We start from the raw sequence: 21,068 nt of genomic DNA on the forward strand, positions 1-21,068 counted from the left end.
TTACAATTATGTAAGTCGCTTTTTATTAAAGAAATTGTCATATAAAATTCAAAATCATCTTATAAATAATACTTAATTAGAATTATTATTTTGACGTACTTATTATTACTTGTTATAATTGGAAACAAACGTTCTGAAAAAGATTCTCATTTATAAAATTGAGGTGTTATATAGATGACAAAGAAAAGAATAGGTTTACTCGTAATGGCGTATGGAACACCAGAATCATTAGACGATGTAGAGGCATATTATACACATATCCGTCACGGGCGTACGCCATCAGAAGAAGCGCTTGAAGATTTAATTGGGCGCTATAAAGCGATTGGTGGAATTTCACCGCTTGCAAAAATTACGAAAGAACAGGCGCATAAATTAACAGATTCAATGAATAACATATTTACAGAGTATGAATTTACTTGTTACTTAGGTTTAAAACATATTGCACCATTTATAGAAGATGCTGTAGAAGAAATGAAGCGTGATGGGATCGAGCAAGCGATTAGTATCGTATTAGCGCCGCATTACTCTACATTTAGCATTAAAGCGTATAATGACCGTGCTATTCGTCTTTCAAAAGAAATCGGTGGTCCTGTTATTGAACCAATTGAACAATGGTATGATGAACCGAAATTTATTTCGTATTGGGCAGACCAAATAAAAGAGACGTTTACAGAAATTGATAATAAAGAGAAAGCAGTCGTAATTTTTTCAGCGCATAGTTTGCCGGAAAAGATTATTGCAGCAGGAGACCCATATGTAGAACAACTAAAGCATACGGCAGATTTAATTGCAGAAGCTGCAAATATTCAAAACTATACAATCGGTTGGCAAAGTGCTGGGAATACTCCAGATCCGTGGATTGGTCCAGATGTGCAAGATTTAACGAAAGATTTATATGAAGAGCATGGGTACGAATCTTTCGTATATTGCCCAGTTGGTTTTGTAGCGGAGCATTTAGAAGTTTTATATGACAACGATTATGAATGTAAAGTTGTAACTGATGAATTAAATGCCAAATATTTCAGACCAAATATGCCGAATGCACAATCTGCATTTATCGACTGTTTGGCTGAAATTGTTTCCAAAAAAGTGAAGGAAATAGTTGACAAAGATTTAGTTTTGAATAATAATTAATTTATAATAATTTTAAATAAATAATAATTACTACGAAAGAAAGAGGAGGATCCCCCTAGATGAATCCAAATAATCGCTTAACAACAAACCAAGGTGCTCCAGTTGGAGACAACCAAAATTCTCGTACAGCTGGTCGTCGTGGACCAGTATTATTAGAAGACTATCATTTAGTAGAAAAACTTGCGCACTTTGATCGTGAACGTATTCCGGAGCGTGTTGTGCATGCACGTGGTGCAGGTGCTCACGGTGTATTCGTAACGAAAAATAGTATGAAGCAATATACGAAAGCAGCATTTTTACAAAATGAAGGAACTGAAACGCCTGTATTTGTTCGTTTTTCAACGGTTATTCATGGTCAAGGTTCTCCTGAAACAGCACGTGACCCACGTGGGTTTGCTGTTAAATTTTATACAGAAGAAGGAAACTACGATATCGTAGGTAATCATTTACCAGTTTTCTTCATTCGTGATGCAATTAAATTCCCTGATATGGTACATTCCTTAAAACCAGCACCTGATACGAATATTCAAACGCCAGATCGTTATTGGGATTTCATGACGTTAAGTCCAGAATCTACACATATGATGACATGGGTATTTTCTGATTACGGTACACCAGCAAGCTATCGTGAAATGGAAGGTTTCGGCGTCCATTCATTTAAATGGATTAATGAAGAAGGCAAAATTGTTTATATTAAATACCACTGGAAACCACAGCAAGGTGTACGTAACTTAAATGCGAAAGAAGTGCAAGAAGTACAAGGGAAAGACTTCAATCATGCAACTCGTGACTTGTTCGATGCAATCGAAAAAGGAAATTACCCAAAATGGGATTTACACGTACAAGTTATGCAATTAGATGAAATGGACTCTTTAGACTTTGATCCACTAGATCCAACGAAAGTATGGCCAGAAGATCGCTTCCCATTAATGGAAGTAGGGACAATGACGTTAAATCGTAATCCGAAAAACTTCTTTGCAGAAGTAGAGCAAGTAGCGTTCTCTCCAAGTGCAACTGTAAATGGTATTGAGCCATCGGAAGATAAATTATTACAAGGTCGTTTATTCTCTTACCCAGATACACAGCGTTATCGTCTTGGTGCAAATTACTTACAAATTCCTGTAAACTGCCCATACGCAGCTGTTCAGAATCAACAACGTGATGGTGCGATGCAAGTGAATCAAAACCCATCTACAATCAACTACGAACCGAGTCGTCATGCAGAGAATCCAGTTGAAGACAAAGCTTACCGCGATTCAACTATGAAAGTAGAAGGCTATGTATCTCGTGAAAAAATTGAGAAACCAAATGACTTCAAACAAGCAGGTGAGCGTTACCGTTCATTCTCTAAAGAAGAGCAAGATAACTTAATTGCAAACTTAACAAATGATCTAAAAGACGTAAATGAACGCACAAAATTATTAGCTGTTTGTAACTTCTTCCGTGCAGATCAAGAATACGGTATGCGTTTAGCGCAGGCATTAAATGTTGATATTACGCAATATGTAGGAAATGCTCCGAAATAAATTGGAAAAGACGACCGGGCTTCGGTCGTCTTTTTTGTATAAAGTTATGTGGGGTATTTCGCATGTAAAACATGTCGGAATTTGTTGGTAAATCGATATGTTGTGTCGAACCGTTGATATATTGAAAGAAACAATCGATATATTTGAAAAATCGTTGATATATCCAAAAAAACGTTAATATATTTCCGGTTATACTAGGTGGGGTATGTTGCCCGGTGCGCAAAAAAGAGATGCAATCTACTATCGATAGATTGCATCTCTTTTTTAGTTTGCTCGCTCTGCATGTTCATAAGCCTTCTCACCATGCATTGAAATATCAAGACCCATGTGTTCTTCATGTTCATCTACTCGAACAGGGAGGAAGAAGTTGATCGCTTTAATAATGGCATACGTCATGATGATTGTGAATGCATATGTTGCGCCAATCGCTATAAGTTGTTTAAACAGTAACGCGGCGTTTCCGTAAAACAATCCGTTCGCACCATCCCCGTTTACGGTAGTAGTTGCAAATAGTCCTGTTGCAATACCGCCCCAAGTTCCTCCGATGCCGTGGCATCCAAAGGCATCAAGTGTATCGTCATACCCAAATTTTGTTTTTAAGAAGAAAACGGCGCCAAAGCATAATATGCCACCAATTGCTCCGATAAGAAGGGCGGAGAAAGGTGTAACGAACCCGCAAGCTGGTGTAATAGCGACTAGACCAGAAACAACTCCGCAAGCAGCTCCCATTGCGGTCGGTTTTGATTGGAAGAACCATTCAGAAAGCATCCAAGTTAGAGCGGAGGCAGCGGCGGCTATATTTGTATTAATAAATGCAGTTAACGCTACGTCGTTTAAGGATAATGCGCTGCCGACGTTAAAACCGAACCAGCCAAACCATAATAAGCCTGCGCCTAACATTGTAAATGGCAAATGGTGAGGAGAAGAACCATTTATGTTTTTTCGTTTTCCAAGGAAAATAGCTAATACAAGACCAGCAACTCCGGAAGTGATGTGAACGACGTTTCCGCCAGCGAAGTCTAGTGCGCCAAGTTCCCTTAGCCACCCGCCGACGCCCCATACCCAATGAGCGACAGGATTGTAAACGATCGTTGTCCATAGAAGGATAAAAATAAGAAAGGCAGAAAATCGCATTCTTTCAGCAAATGCACCTGAAATTAAAGCTGGAGTTAAAATGGCGAACATGAGTTGAAACATCATGAATAAATTGTGAGGAATAGTAGATGAGTAGTCTGGATTTGGTGCGTAGGTAACTCCGTTTAGACCGAACCAATCAAGTGTACCGATAAGCCCGTGCCAATCTGGTCCGAATGATAAAGAATAGCCGATAACAATCCATTGAATCGAAACGATAGCCATTGCGCTATAACTATGCATCGTTGTGCTGAGTACATTTTTGCTGCGAACCATACCTCCATAAAAAAGTGCCAATCCTGGTGTCATCAACATGACCATTACTGTCGTCACAAACATAAAAACTGTATCTCCCATATCCATGATCTCTCCTCCTGTAATGTTATAAAAAATAACATCTATTTGTTATGTTTCATATCATATTCGAAATTAAACTAAAAATCAACTAAAAATTCAGAAAATTATATACATGATGTCATGAAACCTAACATGAATTATTTTGTGAGGATTAAAATCGACATATGCGTTTCATTCGGATAATTGGTATAATATTCTTACAATTAAAAAGCTTGGGGGATGCGTGTGGGAAAAATACGGACTAGGAAACTATTCATTTGTTTTTGCTTAGCTGTTGTTTTGTTTGTACCAATACATACTTTTGCAGACGAAAAAAGAGAGTGGCGAGATGAAGTTATATACTCCATTATGATTGATCGCTTCAATAATGGAGAACCGAAAAATGACAAACAGTTAGAAGTTGGTAATTTAGAAGGGTATCAAGGAGGGGATATAAGAGGAATTATAAAAAGGTTGGATTACATAAAAGAAATGGGTTTTACTACCGTTATGCTTTCGCCGCTTTTTGAAAGTGGAAAGTACGATGGATTAGACGTGCGAAATTTTAAAAAGGTAAATGAACATTTCGGGACAGACAATGATGTGAAAGAACTTGTAAAAGAAGTTCATGCAAAAGGAATGAAAGTTGTATTTCAATTTCCGCTTGGAGAAAACGAACAACAGGTAATTGACGCAATGAAATGGTGGATAAAAGAAGTTGATTTAGACGGAAGTTATGTTATACAGAGTGAAAAAAAGCCGCGTTCCTTTTGGGATAACGCGCAAAAAGATATGCAAGTGATAAAGAAAGATTTTCGTATTATGACAAAGGAGGATAGCGAATACAACGAAAAAATAGTAGAATCGTTTTCTAAAGCAGATGTATCGGTGAAATCGTTATACGATGTGAGTAAAAAAGAAGGAGAATTTGTTACGTTCTTAGATAATCAAGAAACAAAAAGATATGCGCGTATTGCAAAAGAAAATATGTATTATCCGCCATCACGTCTAAAACTGGCGCTTACTTATTTGTTAACATCACCTGGAATTCCGAATTTTTATTACGGAACTGAAATTGCATTAGATGGAGGGAGTGTACCCGATAATAGACGATTAATGGATTTTAAGTCAGACGAAAAGTTTATGCAACACATAGCAAAACTAGGTGAACTTAGGCAAGCGAGACCGTCTTTACGACGCGGTACGTTTGAGCTTCTGTATGATAAGAGCGGGATGAGCATACTAAAACGAAAATATAAAGATGAAGTAACTTTAGTAGCAATTAATAATACGAAAGAAACACAAAAAGTCTCCTTACCTGCAAGTGCAATTGGTGAAAAACAAGAGTTAAGAGGATTGTTGCAGGATGAAATTATAAGAGAGGAAAACGGAAAATTTTATCTCGTTTTAAAGCGTGAAGAATCAAACGTGTATAAAGTTAAAGGAGAAACAGGTGTGAATTGGTTATTTATCTCCTTAATCGTTGGGGTGAATGTATTATTTATTGCGTTTTTAATTGCAGTTAAAAGGAAACGTAGATGAGATGAGAAGTTACTCACTCTACGTTCATGTCTTCTTATTGGATTTGTAAGTTTGTTCGGTGGGGCCAGGTTAGGGAGAAAGTCTTCTTCCTAGCCTGTTTTTGTGTCCATACGGATAGAGAAAGACCTTTGAAACGAACAATAATTGCAACTATATTAATTTTACATTACATTAAAAGTTAGAGAATACTCTTATACTAATATAGTGCTAAATAGTAGGTGGAAAAATGGAGTTTTACGATTTGGGTATTACCATTAAAGAGCTTAGAATTAAAAAAAATATATCACAATCCGAATTATGTCATGGAATATGTTCACAAAGTCAAATTAGCAAAATAGAAAAAGGTGTGATTTATCCATCTAGTATATTATTATATCAATTATCAGAAAGACTTGGTATTGACCCAAATAATATATTTGCATTAACTCAAAACAAAAAATTAAAATATGTAGAAAATGTAAAATGCGTAATAAAAGATTGCTTAAAGCAAAAACAATACAAAGAACTTTATGAAATAGTGAAAAAAGAGAAAAACGAAAATAACTTCCAATCAACAGAAGATAAACAATTTTTAATATGGCATGAAGCGATTGCTATATTTATGGTGGATAAATCAATAAAAACTGCTTTAGATTTTTTAAATAATGCATTAAAATTAACTGTAACTAATTCTGATTTTTTATCAGAAAGAGAAATAGATATTATGCAGACAATTGCTATATTCCATGGGGAAAATAAAGAATATGAAAAAAGTATTAATATATTAAGAAGGTGTTTAACTAATTTTAATAAGTTAGATTTTCCTAGAGATAAAGAAATTAAATTGAAAATTATTTTTAATTTAGCAAAAATTTTAGGTCATGCAAATCAACATGAAGAGGCAGTAAAATACAATGATATGGGTATCAAACTAGCTATTAATCTAAATACTTTATATTTACTAGGTGAATTATACTATGGAAAAGCTTGGAATTTATTGAAACTTAAACAACCTAATGAAGAAGATGTTGCAAATAACATGAAAAAAGCATTATTTATATTTGAACTAACAGAAAAAGAAAATCTGATAAAAATGGTTAAAGAAAAATATTTTGAAAACCAAAATGAAAAAAGCCACTCATAATTCATTTGGGGATTACTTGAAATATAATAGAACCTACAGGGAAAATCCCTGTAGGTTCTAAACTTATAAACTTTCTTCTAAAATATTAGTGTTTAATATAAATTTTTGAATAAGAGTTTACTTAGTGTACTTTTTATTTTGAAGTCTGCATCTTTATTAACCATTTATGCTTCTTTTTAACTCCATCCAAATATAATTAAAATTAAGATGGTTCAAGTCGGAGGAAGGCGCTTTGAGGTGTCTTTTTTTATGACTTTTATCATTAACTATTTAATGTTTTTTTAAATGATTACATGACATAGTTTTTTTGTACCAAGCTTTGTTGATACAGTTAGACTTATCCGTTAGTGAATTCGCATTATTAGAACATCCTACAGTATTTAGGGAGAATGTGGCCAATAAAAACCATAGTATTAATTTCTTCATATAACCACTTCTAACTCTTTTTTAATTAACATTTTTAAGTTCCTTATTAATTTTACAATACATTAAAGGTTGGGAAATATTCTTATACTCATAAATTGTTACGTTTTGGCGGGGGGGAATTATGAGTTACAGCGATTTTTAAGATGACTTTGGTCTAGGGTGTAGTTACTAAGAAAAGTAATTCAAATCGAAGGGGGAAACGTCTTGAGGTGTCTTTTTCTTATTTTCAATAAGGTCTGCTAAATACATGTATAAAACAAATTCTACAATAAGGCCTAGTTTAATCATACGGTCACTTGTAAAGTATGCGTATGGTTAGACCCTGTTCACTTAGCGATTTTCACCGCATATACCTTTTTCTATAGTTTGTTCTCGTAATATTGTCTCTACAAGACAAAAAAGAAAACTCCTCTAATTAAGAGGAGTTTTCTTTTTAGCGGTAGTTAATGAACTGTACGTCGATTGGTAAATCAGCGCTACGAACAGCTGCGATTACTGCTTGTAAGTCATCACGGCTTTTTGCTGTAACACGTACTTGATCATCTTGTACTTGTGTTTTTACTTTTAATTTCATTTCTTTAATGATGTTGTTAATTTTTTTCGCGTTATCTTTATCGATACCTTGTTGAAGTGTTGCGCGTTGGCGAACAGTGTTGCCAGTTGCAGCTTCAACTTTTCCGTAATCTAAGTTCTTAATTGGAACGTTACGTTTTACAAGTTTAGAGATAAGAACGTCTTTTACTTGCTCTAATTTAAACTCGTCATCAGAAGTTAAAACAAGTACTTCTTTTTCTAATTTAATATCACTTTTACTTCCTTTAAAGTCATATCGGTTTTGGATTTCTTTTAATGCGATATTAATTGCGTTTGTTACTTCAGGTAATTCTACTTTCGAAACGATGTCAAAAGAACTATCTTTTGCCATAGTTAGCACCTCCAAATAAATTTCTAATCTTTTTATGTACTGTACATACTAAAGTATAGCTGAAAACGAGTCTAGACTTAAGTGTTTTCGTACTTATATTCATGTAACCTCATTTTATTATAGTGAATTTTGGGCAGTTGGACAAATATAGGAAAAATCATGTTATAATTAACTTTTGTTTGGAATGATAAAAAAGATAATTTTATATATATAGAAGGGAATTAAAAAATATGTATTTGCAAATAGGATCGATTGAACAGGTAACTGTTTTACGCGAAACGGAAATCGGATATATGGTTGGGAATGAAGAAGAAGAAATTTTCCTACATAAAAACGAAGTGGCTGGAGAAATTGAAGAAGGCGATACGATTGATGTATTCTTATACCTTGATCACCAAAATCGTATTTCAGCAACAATGAAGGAACCAATTATTACAACTTATGATTGGAACTGGGTAAAGGTTGTAGAAGTTATTCCTAGTTTAGGTGTGTTTGTTGATATTGGTGTGTCAAAAGATATACTAATTCCAGCTGATGAGTTCCCGATTTATATGCCGGTATGGCCAGAAGTAGGCGACGAATTATATTGTACGTTAAAATTAACGAATCGTGATCGTTTAATTGCTCTTCCGGCAAGAGACAGTGATATGCAAGAAATTATCGTAGATGCAACGCCATCTATGCGTAATAAAAACGTAAACGGACGTGTATATCGTTCACTTCAAGTTGGTTCATTCATACTAACGGATGAGCATTTCCGTGCTTTCCTACACCATACAGAAAGAAAAGAACAAGTCCGCATCGGTCAGCGTGTAACGGGCCGTATTATTGACGTAAAAGATGACGGTACAATTAACATTTCACTTCTTCCTCGTAAAGAAGAAGGAATGGAAGATGATGCTGCAGTAATTTATGCATATATGGAAGAACGAGGCGGAGCAATGCCGTTTTGGGATAAGAGCCATCCAGAAGATATTAAAGAACGCTTTAACATGAGTAAAGCTGCATTTAAGCGCGCACTTGGTAAGTTGATGAAAGAAGAAAAGGTTTACCAAGAAGAAGGTTGGACGTACTTTAAGAAATAAGGTGGATGAAAAAAGAACTATTCTTTCTCTGAATTTTTAAGAGAAGGGATAGTTCTTTTTATTTTTAATAATGTATTCGCTCTATAAGGTAGATATTGTGAAAGAAGTAGGCAGGATGGAAACTAAAGTTATAGAAGAGGTATGTTATAAAGTTTTAAAAATATATGGTTAATTATTATGTAGTTTTTTAAGTGAGATTTTGATTGTAGTATTTCTTATGTGATTCATTAAAAAGGCTAAAAGAATATAAGAGATTTATCGCAGTGTTTGTACTGCCTATCCTGCTATTTGCCGGGCAGTAAGATCATCACTGATTAAAGTTTCATTTTATGTATAAAATTGTGATAGCTTTTACACTGTGTTTTGAATTTTTACAACGCTGACAGTATTAAAAATATAAAATAATTAGGATGATTATATGCATATTTGGATACTAACAAATTGGCGGAAATATAATAATCTAGAAGAGAAGAGTCATCGCATGGGACTACGAGTAAAATTCGATAAAGATGTTGATCCTGAAGTGAGAAGAGCTATTAAAGAGTTTTGTAAATGGATACGCCGAGAATATTTTTTTCCAATTAGAGTACCTATTTATGTGAAATCTTCATATAAAATAAAGGCGATGGATGGTGAGTTGGTCTATGGTACTTTCTTTGAACCATTTGATCGAAATGATGAGCCGTATATTCGTATTTCGACAGGAGATTATTACGATGAGCTAGAGAAAAGAGGGAAAGATGACGCTTTGGGAGGATATTTGTTTACTATTGCGCATGAACTAACACATTATTTTCAATGGATTAATGATATAAGACTAACGAGAATTGGATATGAGAGGCAGGCTACTGCTTATTCAGGATATATTATTGATGAGTATAAAGAAACTAGAGAGCATCCGTGAAATAGAAACTTTATGGATAATTGGAAGTATGATAATTAGCAATGGGCTTGAATGAATGCCCTAATATTTAGGGGCTATCCGGGATTAGATATCTGAGTTATTAAACAAAAATAAGTGTGGGTAATACGCTTTGACGAAAAGGTGTGTATATGAAATTTTATAACGCAGTATATCTTATAATTTCTTATGATGATGAGATATTGAAAGAGAGGTACGAAAATGCAAGATAATGTACTGGAACAATTGATAAAGAGTCTCTCGGTATTATCCCTTGAAAAAGAACACGAAATAGCAGCAGTTGATTTACATGATATATATGAGAGCACTGAAAGATTCGAACAATTACTTGAAAATATTATGAACTCACAACAGTCTAAAGAAGAATTAATAGATGCGCTAATTGAAGTGGAGATAGAATTAGATCACATCAATTGGCATTACAAAAGCTTGAAGAAAAAGTTGGAAATATTGATGAAAGATTAAAAAGCACAACCTTATTTAAAAAAATAAGGTTGTGCTTTTTTAATTTCCTTGCGGAGAAACAAGAGTAAATGTATCTTTCAAATCACTATCATTTATTTTAATATTTGCCTTTTTTAATTCCTCTTGTAACAATTTTTTGCTGAATACAGGATCAGCAGTACGTTCTTCCTCTAAGTTTTTGCGAATAGAGTTTTTTACCTCATCGTAAGGTTTTAAATCTTTTTTATCAGTTAATTTAATAACGTGATAACCGTTTGATGATTTTACGGGATTGCTAATTTGTCCAACATTTAGTTTGTAGGCAGCCGTTTCGAATTCAGGAGCCATTGTACCTGAATTGAAGTATCCAAGGTCTCCGCCTTTATCTTTTGATAGTAGATCTTGTGATTCTTGTTTTGCTAATTCTTCAAATGAAGCACCAGCATCTAGTTTACTCTTTATTTCTTTCGCTTCATTTTCGTCACTTACTAAAATGTGACTCGCTTTAATTTCTGGCTTATAGTGGTCTTTTACGTCTTTCTCTGTAATGCTTTTCTTAATCGCTTCATTCATAGCAAGTTTGAACTTAATTTGATTTTTGAAATCCTCTTCATCTTTTAAACCATTATTTTCTAATACTTTTTTGAATTGATCTCCATATTGTTTTTTTACTTTTTCTACTTCTTTATTTACCTCTTCATCAGATACTTTATATTTTTTTGTGATGACGTCTTGTGCCATCATTTCGTATAGCATGTCTTTTCCGTAACGATCTTTCAATTGTTTTTCGAAGTTATCCTTTGTAATGGTCGAGTCTGTTGCTGTAGCGACTGTAGCTGAGCCGTTTTTTTGTCCGCAAGCAGATAACATCAATATACTTATTAGTGCAGTAATAATGAAAATATGTTTCCCTCTCATGCCAACACCTCATCCGAATATGTTATCGCTATTGTAGAATATAGAAGTGAACATGAAGTGAATTTTTAATGTTTTTTTCCTTTAAAATGTAAAAAAGTACATCAACATAATTGTTGATGTACGATGGAATCAAAGGTGATCGGTCTTTTTAGAGTATGCACGTTTACCTTGCTGAATATTTTTTTGCTCTTGCTCATTTTTTTGTGTGCGTTTTGCGTTATTATCGCGTGCTTTTTTGTCGTTATCACTCGTATGTGGCATATGTATCAACTCCATTTCTAAACGTTGTACGTTTATCATTTCCTTTTTCGTAAAGACTATGTATAGCGGTGCATTTATGAAGGGTAAAGGTGGATTCGAAATGGATTTGAAGTTGAATTATACTGAACTTATAAAGAAGTTAATCGTTGTAATCATCGCAGGTTTATTAAACGCGATTGGGATGAATTTATTTTTAACACCAGCAAAAGTGTATGCGAGCGGCTTTGCTGGATTGTCTCAATTATTATCGCAAATATTAGGTGATTTTTTATCGATTCACATATCTACGGGAGTATTGTTTAGCTTATTTAATATTCCTGTCGTTATTTTAGCGTGGAAAAAGGTTGGAAAGGCCTTCACCTTTTTTAGTTTTCTTTGTGTTATATTTATGACTCTGTTTCTAGAAATCATCCCTGTTAGAGCGGTTTCAAATGATATCATATTAAATGCGATTTTTGGCGGGATTATTTCGGCAATTGGAGTAGGGATTGCTTTAAAGTGGGGTGCTTCTACAGGTGGATTAGATATTATCGCCATGATTTTATCAAAAATAAAAGATAAGCCTGTCGGTACATACTTTTTCTTTTTTAATGCAATTATCATTATCGCTGCTGGCTATGTATATGGATGGGAAAAAGCGTTGTATACGCTAGTGACTTTATATGTATCAACGAGAATTATTGATGCAATTCATACTCGTCATGTAAAGATTACAGCATTAATTGTTACGAAGAATGGGGCAGACGTAAGAAAGGCGATTCACTCGCGATTAGTAAGAGGGATTACAACGATACCAGCAACAGGTGCTTATACGAATGAAAATAAAGAAATGTTAATGATGGTTATTACCCGTTACGAGTTATACGAATTAGAGAGGATTATTAGACAAGTGGACCCAGGTGCATTTACAAATATACTGCAAACAGTTGGGGTGTTCGGATTATTTCGGAAAGATTAAAGAGGACCAAAGTTGGTCCTCTTTTTTAATGTAAATTCGTAATGTTTTGCAATTGCTCTTGCATTTCACGGAGCTGAACTTTTTCAGCAGTTGAAGAGTTTGCGTAAGCGGATTGCAAAGCATTTTTTGCTCTATACACGAGATCTTGTTGCTCAGTACCGCTTGAACAAGATACGGCATTTTCAACAGCATCTCTAGCTTGTTGGAATAGTAAGTTCCCCATTTAAACCCCTCCAAAAGAAGAGTTACTTCTTGCTTTTTCTGCCTCAGCTAATGTACCTCTGTACGGGAATCTTGCATCATGCTTCATAACAGCATCGGCTCCTTGTTGGATAAAACGTTTTGATTTGTTCTTTTTACCCATTCGAAAAACCCCCTTTATTTAGCTGAAAACAATCGACGCAATGTCTCATGCGTCTACTTATAGTATGGACATTTGGCAGGAAACTATAAGTAGGGAATTTTTAGATTACAACCCAAGAACCTCTTCTAAATATAAAGCAATACCATCTTCTTCGTTCGTTAACGTCGTATGGTTTGCGAGTGATTTTAATTCAGGGATGGCATTTCCCATTGCGATGCCATGACCAGCAAATTCAATCATTTCAAAATCATTATCTTCATCACCGAAAGCGATAATGCGCTCTTGTGGAATGTTGTAATGACTAGAAATTTTTTGTAATCCAACTGCTTTATTTAATCCGCTTTTCACAATTTCAATAATCGGCCAAGGTGCGCCCCATTTTCTATGGTCGATTACTTCCGCATGCATATCCGTTAAATGTTGACGAATTGCAGTAGAATGCTCGTCATGTGCGTCAATTAATAAGCAAGTTGGATGATCGTTTAAAATATTTAATAAGTCTCCGGTAAAAATCTTAGGAGAGCCGAATTCGAAAATATGTTTTTTATCTTCATCAATTTCACGAACATACACATCGTCCATTACTTCCGCGTATATATTTTTTACGCCAAAATCAAAGCAAGCTCGGACAATTTCTTGCGCTGTTGCTAGCTCAAGAGGAGAGTGATGTGTTCCCCAGTTTGAATCAAGAGGATGATGTACGTAAGCGCCGTTAAAGTTTACGATAGGTGTGTTAAGATCAAGTTCTTTATAGTAATCGTAACTAGCACGGAATGGACGTCCTGTTGAAATAACAACAATATGTCCCTGTTCCTTTGCTTTTGCAATTGTATGTTTCGTTCGAGTGGAAATTATTTTGTTGTCTGTTAATAAAGTGCCGTCTAAGTCTAATGCGATTAAATGTTGTTTGTTCATAATTTCACCTCTTATAATAATTTTTTTGTATCTATCTGTATTTCCGTTTTTAATATGCAGAAATAAGAGGTTAGGCTCGGTGAAATCACCATAGATGGAAATTTCACTATATATCCATCTTACGTCTCAAAGTGCTGTGGTGTCTACTATTTATCGTTGGAAATTAAGAAAAGTCAACATCTTTTTAGAAAGTTCAAACAATGTTTCTTTCATTATGTACAAATTGTGAAAAGGGTTACATTGCTCGTGTGGTGAGGCATATAATGAACATGTAATCTTCTCGTATATGTTTGACTCTCCTTTGAAACTAGCCTAGAGTAGGTTGGTTTCTTTTTTTTTCTACAAGTAGGAAAGAAATCCCTGCTTACGCTTGTGTCATTCATATATATGTACAAGAATGAGATGTAGTACTGTTTCCTAAACATGACAGAAAAGCTTTCTTTTAAAATGGATATACTAATGAGGCAAGACGTCATGGAAGGAGAATGAAGATGGGACAAAATCGCAGGTTTCGTTCTGGACAAAAAGCGCCGAATGATGGCATTTACGTAGAAATTGGTGAAACGGGAAGTATGGTGAAAGATCCGCAAATGGTGAAATTAACTGCCGGTGAAAAGTTTCCGGATAACACGAATCATAACCGCCAGTGGACATATAAAAGAAAACCGTAACAGAAGCCGCAATCATTATTGCGGCTTTTTTGTCGTTACACATTGTAATTTCATTTACCGTATTTTTAGCAGTATAATGAATGCTCTCTTTTTCTTTTTCAAATAATAAGTTTGAAAATACATAGGCAAAATTATTGTATAAAAAAGTCAGTTGGCGTATAATCAAATCAAAGGTCAAAGAAAGTCAAACTTTTGGAGGGCTGTAAAGATGGACTTAAATCAAATGACAACAAAAACACAAGAGGCGATTATGAGTGCCCAATCTTTAGCGGTATCTCATCATCACCAAGAGGTGGATACTGTTCATCTATTACTTGCATTATTAGAAGAGCAAGATGGATTAGCAGTACGTATATTTCAAAAAATGAATGTTGATATAGAAGCATTAAAGCAAGGTGCTGAAAGTTTAATTAAAAAGAAACCTTCTGTAACGGGGAGCGGTGCAGAAGTTGGAAAATTGTATGTAACGAGCGCTCTGCAACAACTGCTTGTAAGAGCAGGGAAAGAAGCAGAAAAACTGCAGGATGATTACATTTCAGTAGAACATGTGTTGCTTGCTTTTTCTGAAGAAAAAGGCGATATAAATCAATTATTTACAAGATTGCATATTACGAAAGATAACTTATTACAGTCTTTAATGACAGTTCGGGGGAATCAAAGAGTGACGAGTCAAAATCCAGAAGCAACTTATGAAGCGTTAGAAAAATATGGTCGTGATTTAGTGGCGGAAGTGAGAGCAGGGAAAATTGATCCTGTAATCGGCCGTGATAGTGAAATACGACGTGTAATTCGTATTCTTTCACGTAAAACGAAAAACAATCCTGTTTTAATTGGGGAGCCAGGTGTTGGTAAAACAGCAATCGTTGAAGGGCTAGCACAGCGTATCGTGAAAAAGGATGTACCTGAAGGATTGAAAGATAGAACGATTTTTGCGTTAGATATGAGTGCGCTCGTAGCAGGTGCGAAATTCCGTGGTGAGTTCGAAGAGCGTCTGCAAGCTGTATTAAATGAAATTAAAAAGAGTGAGGGCCGCATTTTATTATTCATTGATGAACTTCATACAATAGTTGGAGCTGGTAAAACAGAAGGTGCGATGGATGCAGGAAATATGTTAAAACCGATGCTTGCGCGTGGTGAACTGCATTGTATCGGGGCGACGACGCTCGATGAATATCGCAAATATATTGAAAAAGATCCAGCACTAGAAAGACGTTTCCAACAAGTATTAGCAGAAGAACCAACTGTTGAAGATACAATCTCAATTTTACGTGGATTAAAAGAACGCTTTGAAATTTATCACGGTGTAAATATTCATGACCGTGCGATTGTAGCGGCGTCAGTTTTATCAGATCGATATATTTCAGATCGCTTCTTACCTGATAAAGCAATTGACCTTGTTGACGAAGCATGTGCAACAATTCGTACAGAAATTGATTCTATGCCGACAGAATTAGATGAAGTAACGCGACGCATTATGCAGCTGGAAATTGAAGAAGCGGCTCTTGGAAAAGAAACGGATCGTGGTAGCCAAGAGCGTCTAAAAACATTGCAACGTGAATTATCGGATTTAAAAGAAGTTGCAAGTGGTATGAGAGCGAAATGGGAGAAAGAAAAAGAAGAAATTCACAAAGTTCGTGACTTACGTGAACATTTAGAACGTCTGCGTCGTGAATTAGAAGAAGCAGAAGGTAATTACGATTTAAATAAAGCAGCCGAACTTCGTCACGGGAAAATTCCAGCAATTGAAAAAGAGTTAAAAGAAGCGGAAGAAATGGGCGCGCATAATAAACAAGAAAATCGTTTATTACGTGAGGAAGTAAGTGAAGAAGAAATTGCAGATATTGTTTCACGCTGGACGGGTATTCCTGTTGCGAAACTCGTGGAAGGTGAACGCGAGAAATTATTACGCTTAGAGCAAATCTTATCAGAGCGTGTTATCGGACAAGAGGAAGCAGTAAGCTTAGTGTCAGACGCAGTTCTTCGTGCTCGCGCTGGTATTAAAGATCCGAACCGCCCGATTGGTTCTTTCATCTTCTTAGGACCAACAGGTGTTGGTAAAACAGAACTTGCAAAAACGCTAGCCCAGTCTTTATTCGATAGTGAAGAGCAAATGATTCGCATTGACATGTCTGAGTATATGGAGAAACACGCAGTGTCACGCTTAATTGGTGCACCTCCTGGATATGTAGGATATGAGGAAGGCGGTCAATTAACAGAAGCGGTAAGACGTAAACCATATTCCGTTGTTTTATTAGATGAAATTGAAAAAGCACATCCAGAAGTATTCAACATTTTATTACAAATGTTAGATGATGGACGCATTACAGATTCGCAAGGTCGTACAGTGGATTTTAAAAATACAGTTATTATTATGACTTCAAATATCGGATCTGCTCATTTACTAGATGGATTAGAAGAAGATGGTTCGATTAAAGAGGAATCAAGAGACCTTGTAATGGGGCAATTAAGAGGACATTTCCGCCCTGAATTTTTAAACCGTGTTGATGAAATTATTTTATTCAAACCTCTTACAACGAATGAAATTAAAAGCATTGTTGATAAAATTGTAAAAGAACTACAAGGTCGTCTAGCTGACCGTCACATTACAGTAGAATTAACAGATGCAGCAAAAGAATTTGTTGTGGAAGCTGGTTTCGACCCAATGTACGGAGCTCGTCCATTAAAACGATACGTACAGCGTCAAGTGGAAACGAAATTAGCACGAGAATTAATTGCAGGAACAATTACTGACAATAGTCACGTAGTTGTTGATGTAGAAAATAACGAATTAGTCGTTCATGTGAAATAAAAATAAAAAAGAGTTCGGATAAAATCCGGACTCTTTTTTTAGTGTTGTTCTACTGGCTCGTTTGGAATTGCAGCTGAAATTGCTAGTACTAACACAGCAAGAACAACTGAGAAAATAGACGCTTGGTTAAAGTCGTATGTACCGCCAGTCATAGAGCCGATTACATAGCTCATCATATGTACAAGTAAGAACGACCAAATTAATGCCCAAATGAAACGCATATTTTACACCTCTATTCGTTCAATCTGTCCTTATTGTAACACAATTGAAAAAAGAATATAGAAAAATATTTGTAGATTTTTCAACGCAAATTTGCATTCCGTTCATACATTATAAAAGAGTACTTTTATATGTTTAGAAAATAAGGCGGGGGAAAAATGAGTATTACGGAACGTTTTTTTTACTTAGAAAAAGAACCATGTGTCATTTATTTACCGGAGAAGCCAAATGGATTTTCTGTTATGCTCCTCGGTGATTATAACTACTTTATTGAGAATGGTACAAGTTTATGGACACAACATGCGGGTAAATCTTATTTTTTACATGGTCTTATTGAACAAGGCTACACGGTCTTTTCCTCTAATTTATACGGAAGACATTGGGGAAACGATCAATCTGTTCGTCTGGCAAAACGTTTATATGATGTTGTTTTGAGAAAAGAGACGTTAAATGCGAAAATGCACATTATGGCAGATGGTATGGGAGCGCTTGTAGCACTTGAAATGATGAACAAATATCCTGAATGTATTCGTTCTGTTGTTATGCTAAATCCGTGTTTAGATTTACCGGAATATGTAAGTTTTGAGAAAGAGCATAAATTTTTTTACAAGAGACTCGTGAAGGAATTAAGTTTGGCGTATGATGCCAAAGAAGAAGAATTAGAATCAAAAATAAATAAGAAATCATTTACGCTTCTTCCATCTTGTGTACCTGTTAAAATTTTCGTATCAACACAAGAAAAAAGAGGAAGAAAACAGCAGTTGCGTAGATATGAGAAAATGAGGCAACTAAATCAATGTGATACTTCTGTCTTGTTCCATCTGCAAGATGTGAAATATAAAATGGTTAGGCAAACGACTGATTTCTTTAAAAAATATGAAGAAGAATTATGAAGCTCCCATATACATAAATGAGGAGCTATTTGTTTCAGAGGGAAAGGGTTGGTGGTATGGAACGCGTGCTGATAATAGGTGCACTTACGTTTGTAGGTTATCACCTTGTAAATAAAATGATTGCAGAAGAAGTGGAAGTCTATGGTCTTGATTTTGATGAATTCGATAGTATGACCAAAATTAATGAAGAGAAGTTATTATTAATTGGGCGAAATGCGTTATTTACGTATTATTCGATAAGAGATGAAGATGGATGGAGATCGGTTGAGGAAGAGAGATTCGATACTGTTTATTTTTGCTTATATGAGCCAAATCAGCAAAGTGGATTTCGGAATGAAAGAGTCATATTACAATATTTAAAGCGAATTATAAGAATGTGTGAAGAACAAAAAGTGAAGTTAAATTTAATTTCTTCTATTGAAGTAGGCAGTACAGATGAATCCGAAAATAAGCGCCTATTTTTGAAAGTAGAAGAAGGATTGAAAAAAGGGAATTTACAATATAGTGTATTTCGAGTTCCAACATTATATGGACCGTGGCAACCGTCCTTTATGATGTTTCATCAGCTTATTTTATCAGAATTAGTTGAAAAAGAGTGGCGTTGTACGATTGAGGAAAAGGGGAATGATTTACTTTACGTTGAAGATGTATGTGAATACTTATGGGAACATGGAACGAACGGGGCGCATCTTGGTATATACAATTTACTTAGTGGTAAACAGTCATTATGGGAAAAAGGTATGAATCTTTTACGCGCGGATGATAAAGTAAATAAAAATAATAACGAAGTAAGAGATGAGGCTATCGAAGTAATTTCAATAAAAAGAAATACTCCGTTAGAATACGGTTTAAATAAGCAACTGGCACACATGAAAAAATATAAAGAGTTATACGAAGGGTAGTACGCGTGTTACACTATTGTATGTGAAAGTTTTAATGGAGAGGAAGAGTATAATATGAACGAAAAAAGCATGCAGTTTTTACAAATCGCAATGAAGCATTTACCGGAAGCAAAGGCAATTTTAGATGATAATGGAATTGCACTTGATATGGAGAAGGCACAGCCGGTGTTAGAGTTGTTAATGAAAGTTATGAACGAAGCTTACGAGCTTGGGAAAGCAGATAAAGAATAAAAAGCATCTTTTTAAGATGGAAGAGAGGCCCGAACCGTGGATAGAAGCGGTCAGGGCCTTTTTTATTCTCGCCTGGGGGAAAACCAGAGATATGAAGAGGATAAAGGAAAAGTAGTGAGGAGAACTGTCTAGTTTAGAAGGAAAGCAGATAAAGAATAAAAAGCATCTTTTTAAGGTGGAAGAGAGGCTCGAACCGTGGATAGAAGGGTTTGAGTCTTTTTATATTTGAGAGGTATGTTTCTGTTTCTTTTAATGAAAAATAAAGTGGATAATGCGTTAGCTTTCTGTTTTATGCGAAATATATTCTAGACAAAAATACATTTATGTTTTAAAATTAGTACCAAGTCATAATAATTGATATAAAACGGAGGGCTGCGATGTGAACGTGGGCATTTTAGGGATCGGAAGATATGTGCCAGAAAAAGTAGTCACAAATCACGATTTAGAAAAAATAATGGATACATCCGATGAATGGATTCGTACGAGAACGGGAATTGCAGAAAGACGCATTGCCGATGATACAATAGATACTTCATATATGGCCGTAGAGGCTGCAAAAAAAGCACTTGAAGATGCAGGGGTTAGCGGAGAAGATATCGATCTTATTTTAGTGGCGACAGTAACACCAGATCGTGCGTTTCCAGCAGTAGCTTGTGTCATTCAAGAAGCGATTGGAGCGAAACATGCAGCTGCAATGGATGTAGGTGCAGCATGCGCTGGTTTTATGTACGGAATGATTACAGCGCAGCAATTTATTCAAACGGGGACTTATAAAAACGTATTAGTAGTTGGTAGTGATAAGCTATCTAAAATTGTAGACTGGAATGATCGAAATACAGCGGTATTATTTGGAGACGGAGCCGGTGCTATCGTAATGGGAGCAGTTTCAGAAGGAAGAGGCGTTCTATCTTTCGAATTAGGAGCAGACGGAAGCGGCGGTAAGCATCTATATCAAGACGAGTATGTTATGATGAATGGCAGAGAAGTCTTTAAATTTGCTGTTCGTCAACTTGGTGAATCTTGTCTTCGCGTGCTGGATAAGGCTGGTCTTACAAAAGAGGATGTGGATTTCTTAGTACCGCATCAAGCGAATATTCGTATTATGGAATCTGCAAGAGAGAGATTAAATTTACCACAAGAAAAAATGAGTATGACAATTGAAAAGTTTGGTAATACATCGGCTTCTTCAATTCCGATTGCAATGGTAGAGGAATTGCAAAATGGACGTATTCAAGATGGTGATTTAATTATACTTGTTGGTTTTGGTGGCGGATTAACATGGGGAGCAGTCGCTCTTCGTTGGGGTAAATAAGGACTGAGAGAAAAAAAG

At 35.4% G+C, this 21,068-nt stretch carries 22 protein-coding genes; 14 read left to right on the top strand and 8 right to left on the bottom strand.

All coding sequences use genetic code 11. The features are described 5' to 3' along the window. Positions 1-174: 174 nt before the first annotated feature. Positions 175-1,134, top strand: coding sequence for a ferrochelatase (gene hemH, locus N2V80_RS05905; protein ID WP_061655460.1), 960 nt, complete (start codon positions 175-177; stop codon positions 1,132-1,134). Positions 1,135-1,193: 59 nt separating this feature from the next. Then, the gene (gene katB / locus N2V80_RS05910; RefSeq protein ID WP_001069181.1) at positions 1,194-2,660 is read left to right on the top strand and encodes a catalase KatB; all 1,467 of its coding nucleotides are present in this window, start codon (positions 1,194-1,196) and stop codon (positions 2,658-2,660) included. A gap of 264 nt (positions 2,661-2,924) precedes the next feature. Here the strand turns inward: katB and N2V80_RS05915 are convergent, their stop codons facing one another. Continuing rightward, entirely contained in the window at positions 2,925-4,157 is a 1,233-nt protein-coding gene (locus N2V80_RS05915; RefSeq protein ID WP_000367134.1) for an ammonium transporter, read from the bottom strand. Positions 4,158-4,370: 213 nt separating this feature from the next. On the opposite strand from N2V80_RS05915, the gene N2V80_RS05920 reads away from it, so the two are divergent. After that, complete coding sequence (locus N2V80_RS05920) at positions 4,371-5,672, top strand: alpha-amylase family glycosyl hydrolase (RefSeq protein ID WP_061655461.1); 1,302 nt, start codon at positions 4,371-4,373, stop codon at positions 5,670-5,672. A 226-nt stretch (positions 5,673-5,898) separates the two neighbouring features. Then, entirely contained in the window at positions 5,899-6,795 is an 897-nt protein-coding gene (locus N2V80_RS05925; protein ID WP_098450298.1) for a helix-turn-helix domain-containing protein, read from the top strand. An 859-nt stretch (positions 6,796-7,654) separates the two neighbouring features. Here N2V80_RS05925 and N2V80_RS05930 read toward each other — a convergent pair. After that, entirely contained in the window at positions 7,655-8,146 is a 492-nt protein-coding gene (locus N2V80_RS05930; RefSeq protein ID WP_001040149.1) for a YajQ family cyclic di-GMP-binding protein, read from the bottom strand. A gap of 230 nt (positions 8,147-8,376) precedes the next feature. Here N2V80_RS05930 and N2V80_RS05935 point away from each other — a divergent pair, with 230 nt between their 5' ends. The 3 genes from N2V80_RS05935 to N2V80_RS05945 all read left to right on the top strand — a co-directional run bounded on the left by N2V80_RS05935 (position 8,377) and on the right by N2V80_RS05945 (position 10,618). After that, on the top strand, positions 8,377-9,231 hold the full coding sequence (locus N2V80_RS05935; RefSeq protein ID WP_000281260.1) for a CvfB family protein: 855 nt from the start codon (positions 8,377-8,379) through the stop codon (positions 9,229-9,231). Positions 9,232-9,649: 418 nt separating this feature from the next. Next, positions 9,650-10,135, top strand: coding sequence for a hypothetical protein (locus tag N2V80_RS05940; RefSeq protein WP_061655175.1), 486 nt, complete (start codon positions 9,650-9,652; stop codon positions 10,133-10,135). Between the two features lie 219 nt (positions 10,136-10,354). Further along, positions 10,355-10,618: a hypothetical protein gene (locus N2V80_RS05945; protein ID WP_001153798.1), complete on the top strand. Its 264-nt coding sequence runs from the start codon at positions 10,355-10,357 to the stop codon at positions 10,616-10,618. Between the two features lie 39 nt (positions 10,619-10,657). Here N2V80_RS05945 and prsA read toward each other — a convergent pair whose 3' ends face one another. Together prsA and N2V80_RS05955 are read right to left on the bottom strand one after the other, a co-directional pair. Further along, positions 10,658-11,515 carry a peptidylprolyl isomerase PrsA gene (prsA, locus tag N2V80_RS05950; protein ID WP_001214216.1) on the bottom strand — a complete coding sequence of 286 codons (858 nt, stop codon included), beginning with the start codon at positions 11,513-11,515 and terminating at the stop codon, positions 10,658-10,660. A gap of 129 nt (positions 11,516-11,644) precedes the next feature. Next, a complete protein-coding gene (locus N2V80_RS05955; protein WP_001120851.1) occupies positions 11,645-11,776 on the bottom strand; it encodes a DUF3941 domain-containing protein in 132 nt (43 codons plus the stop codon). Between the two features lie 100 nt (positions 11,777-11,876). On the opposite strand from N2V80_RS05955, the gene N2V80_RS05960 reads away from it, so the two are divergent. Continuing rightward, positions 11,877-12,734 carry a YitT family protein gene (locus tag N2V80_RS05960; RefSeq protein ID WP_000364432.1) on the top strand — a complete coding sequence of 286 codons (858 nt, stop codon included), beginning with the start codon at positions 11,877-11,879 and terminating at the stop codon, positions 12,732-12,734. A 25-nt stretch (positions 12,735-12,759) separates the two neighbouring features. Here the strand turns inward: N2V80_RS05960 and N2V80_RS05965 are convergent, their stop codons facing one another. The 3 genes from N2V80_RS05965 to N2V80_RS05975 form a co-directional block, all read right to left on the bottom strand. Further along, positions 12,760-12,957, bottom strand: a complete 198-nt coding sequence (locus tag N2V80_RS05965) for a DUF3813 domain-containing protein (RefSeq protein ID WP_000527407.1) — start codon at positions 12,955-12,957, stop codon at positions 12,760-12,762. Continuing rightward, a complete protein-coding gene (locus tag N2V80_RS05970; protein WP_000516816.1) occupies positions 12,958-13,098 on the bottom strand; it encodes a hypothetical protein in 141 nt (46 codons plus the stop codon). Positions 13,099-13,203: 105 nt separating this feature from the next. Then, positions 13,204-14,013: a Cof-type HAD-IIB family hydrolase gene (locus N2V80_RS05975; RefSeq protein ID WP_001041232.1), complete on the bottom strand. Its 810-nt coding sequence runs from the start codon at positions 14,011-14,013 to the stop codon at positions 13,204-13,206. 491 nt (positions 14,014-14,504) lie between these two features. On the opposite strand from N2V80_RS05975, the gene N2V80_RS05980 reads away from it, so the two are divergent. Then, positions 14,505-14,684, top strand: coding sequence for a YjzC family protein (locus N2V80_RS05980; RefSeq protein WP_000531421.1), 180 nt, complete (start codon positions 14,505-14,507; stop codon positions 14,682-14,684). A 208-nt stretch (positions 14,685-14,892) separates the two neighbouring features. Then, positions 14,893-17,493, top strand: a complete 2,601-nt coding sequence (gene clpB, locus N2V80_RS05985; RefSeq protein ID WP_000365404.1) for an ATP-dependent chaperone ClpB — start codon at positions 14,893-14,895, stop codon at positions 17,491-17,493. Between the two features lie 38 nt (positions 17,494-17,531). On the opposite strand, the gene N2V80_RS05990 is transcribed toward clpB, so the two are convergent. Continuing rightward, the gene (locus N2V80_RS05990; RefSeq protein ID WP_001211116.1) at positions 17,532-17,714 is read right to left on the bottom strand and encodes a YjzD family protein; all 183 of its coding nucleotides are present in this window, start codon (positions 17,712-17,714) and stop codon (positions 17,532-17,534) included. Between the two features lie 156 nt (positions 17,715-17,870). Between N2V80_RS05990 and N2V80_RS05995 the strand changes: the two genes are divergently transcribed. From N2V80_RS05995 to fabH, 4 genes are all read left to right on the top strand, one after another. Next, entirely contained in the window at positions 17,871-18,605 is a 735-nt protein-coding gene (locus N2V80_RS05995) for a hydrolase (protein WP_000028691.1), read from the top strand. A gap of 29 nt (positions 18,606-18,634) precedes the next feature. Continuing rightward, positions 18,635-19,507 carry an NAD-dependent epimerase/dehydratase family protein gene (locus tag N2V80_RS06000; RefSeq protein WP_002102826.1) on the top strand — a complete coding sequence of 291 codons (873 nt, stop codon included), beginning with the start codon at positions 18,635-18,637 and terminating at the stop codon, positions 19,505-19,507. A gap of 54 nt (positions 19,508-19,561) precedes the next feature. Then, on the top strand, positions 19,562-19,738 hold the full coding sequence (locus N2V80_RS06005; RefSeq protein ID WP_001986215.1) for a ComZ family protein: 177 nt from the start codon (positions 19,562-19,564) through the stop codon (positions 19,736-19,738). Positions 19,739-20,117: 379 nt separating this feature from the next. Continuing rightward, complete coding sequence (fabH, locus tag N2V80_RS06010; RefSeq protein ID WP_001100533.1) at positions 20,118-21,050, top strand: beta-ketoacyl-ACP synthase III; 933 nt, start codon at positions 20,118-20,120, stop codon at positions 21,048-21,050. The last annotated feature ends 18 nt before the right edge of the window (positions 21,051-21,068 follow it).

This window comes from Bacillus sp. FSL W8-0640 (assembly GCF_038007725.1).
GTDB classification, from domain to species: Bacteria; Bacillota; Bacilli; order Bacillales; family Bacillaceae_G; genus Bacillus_A; species Bacillus_A cereus.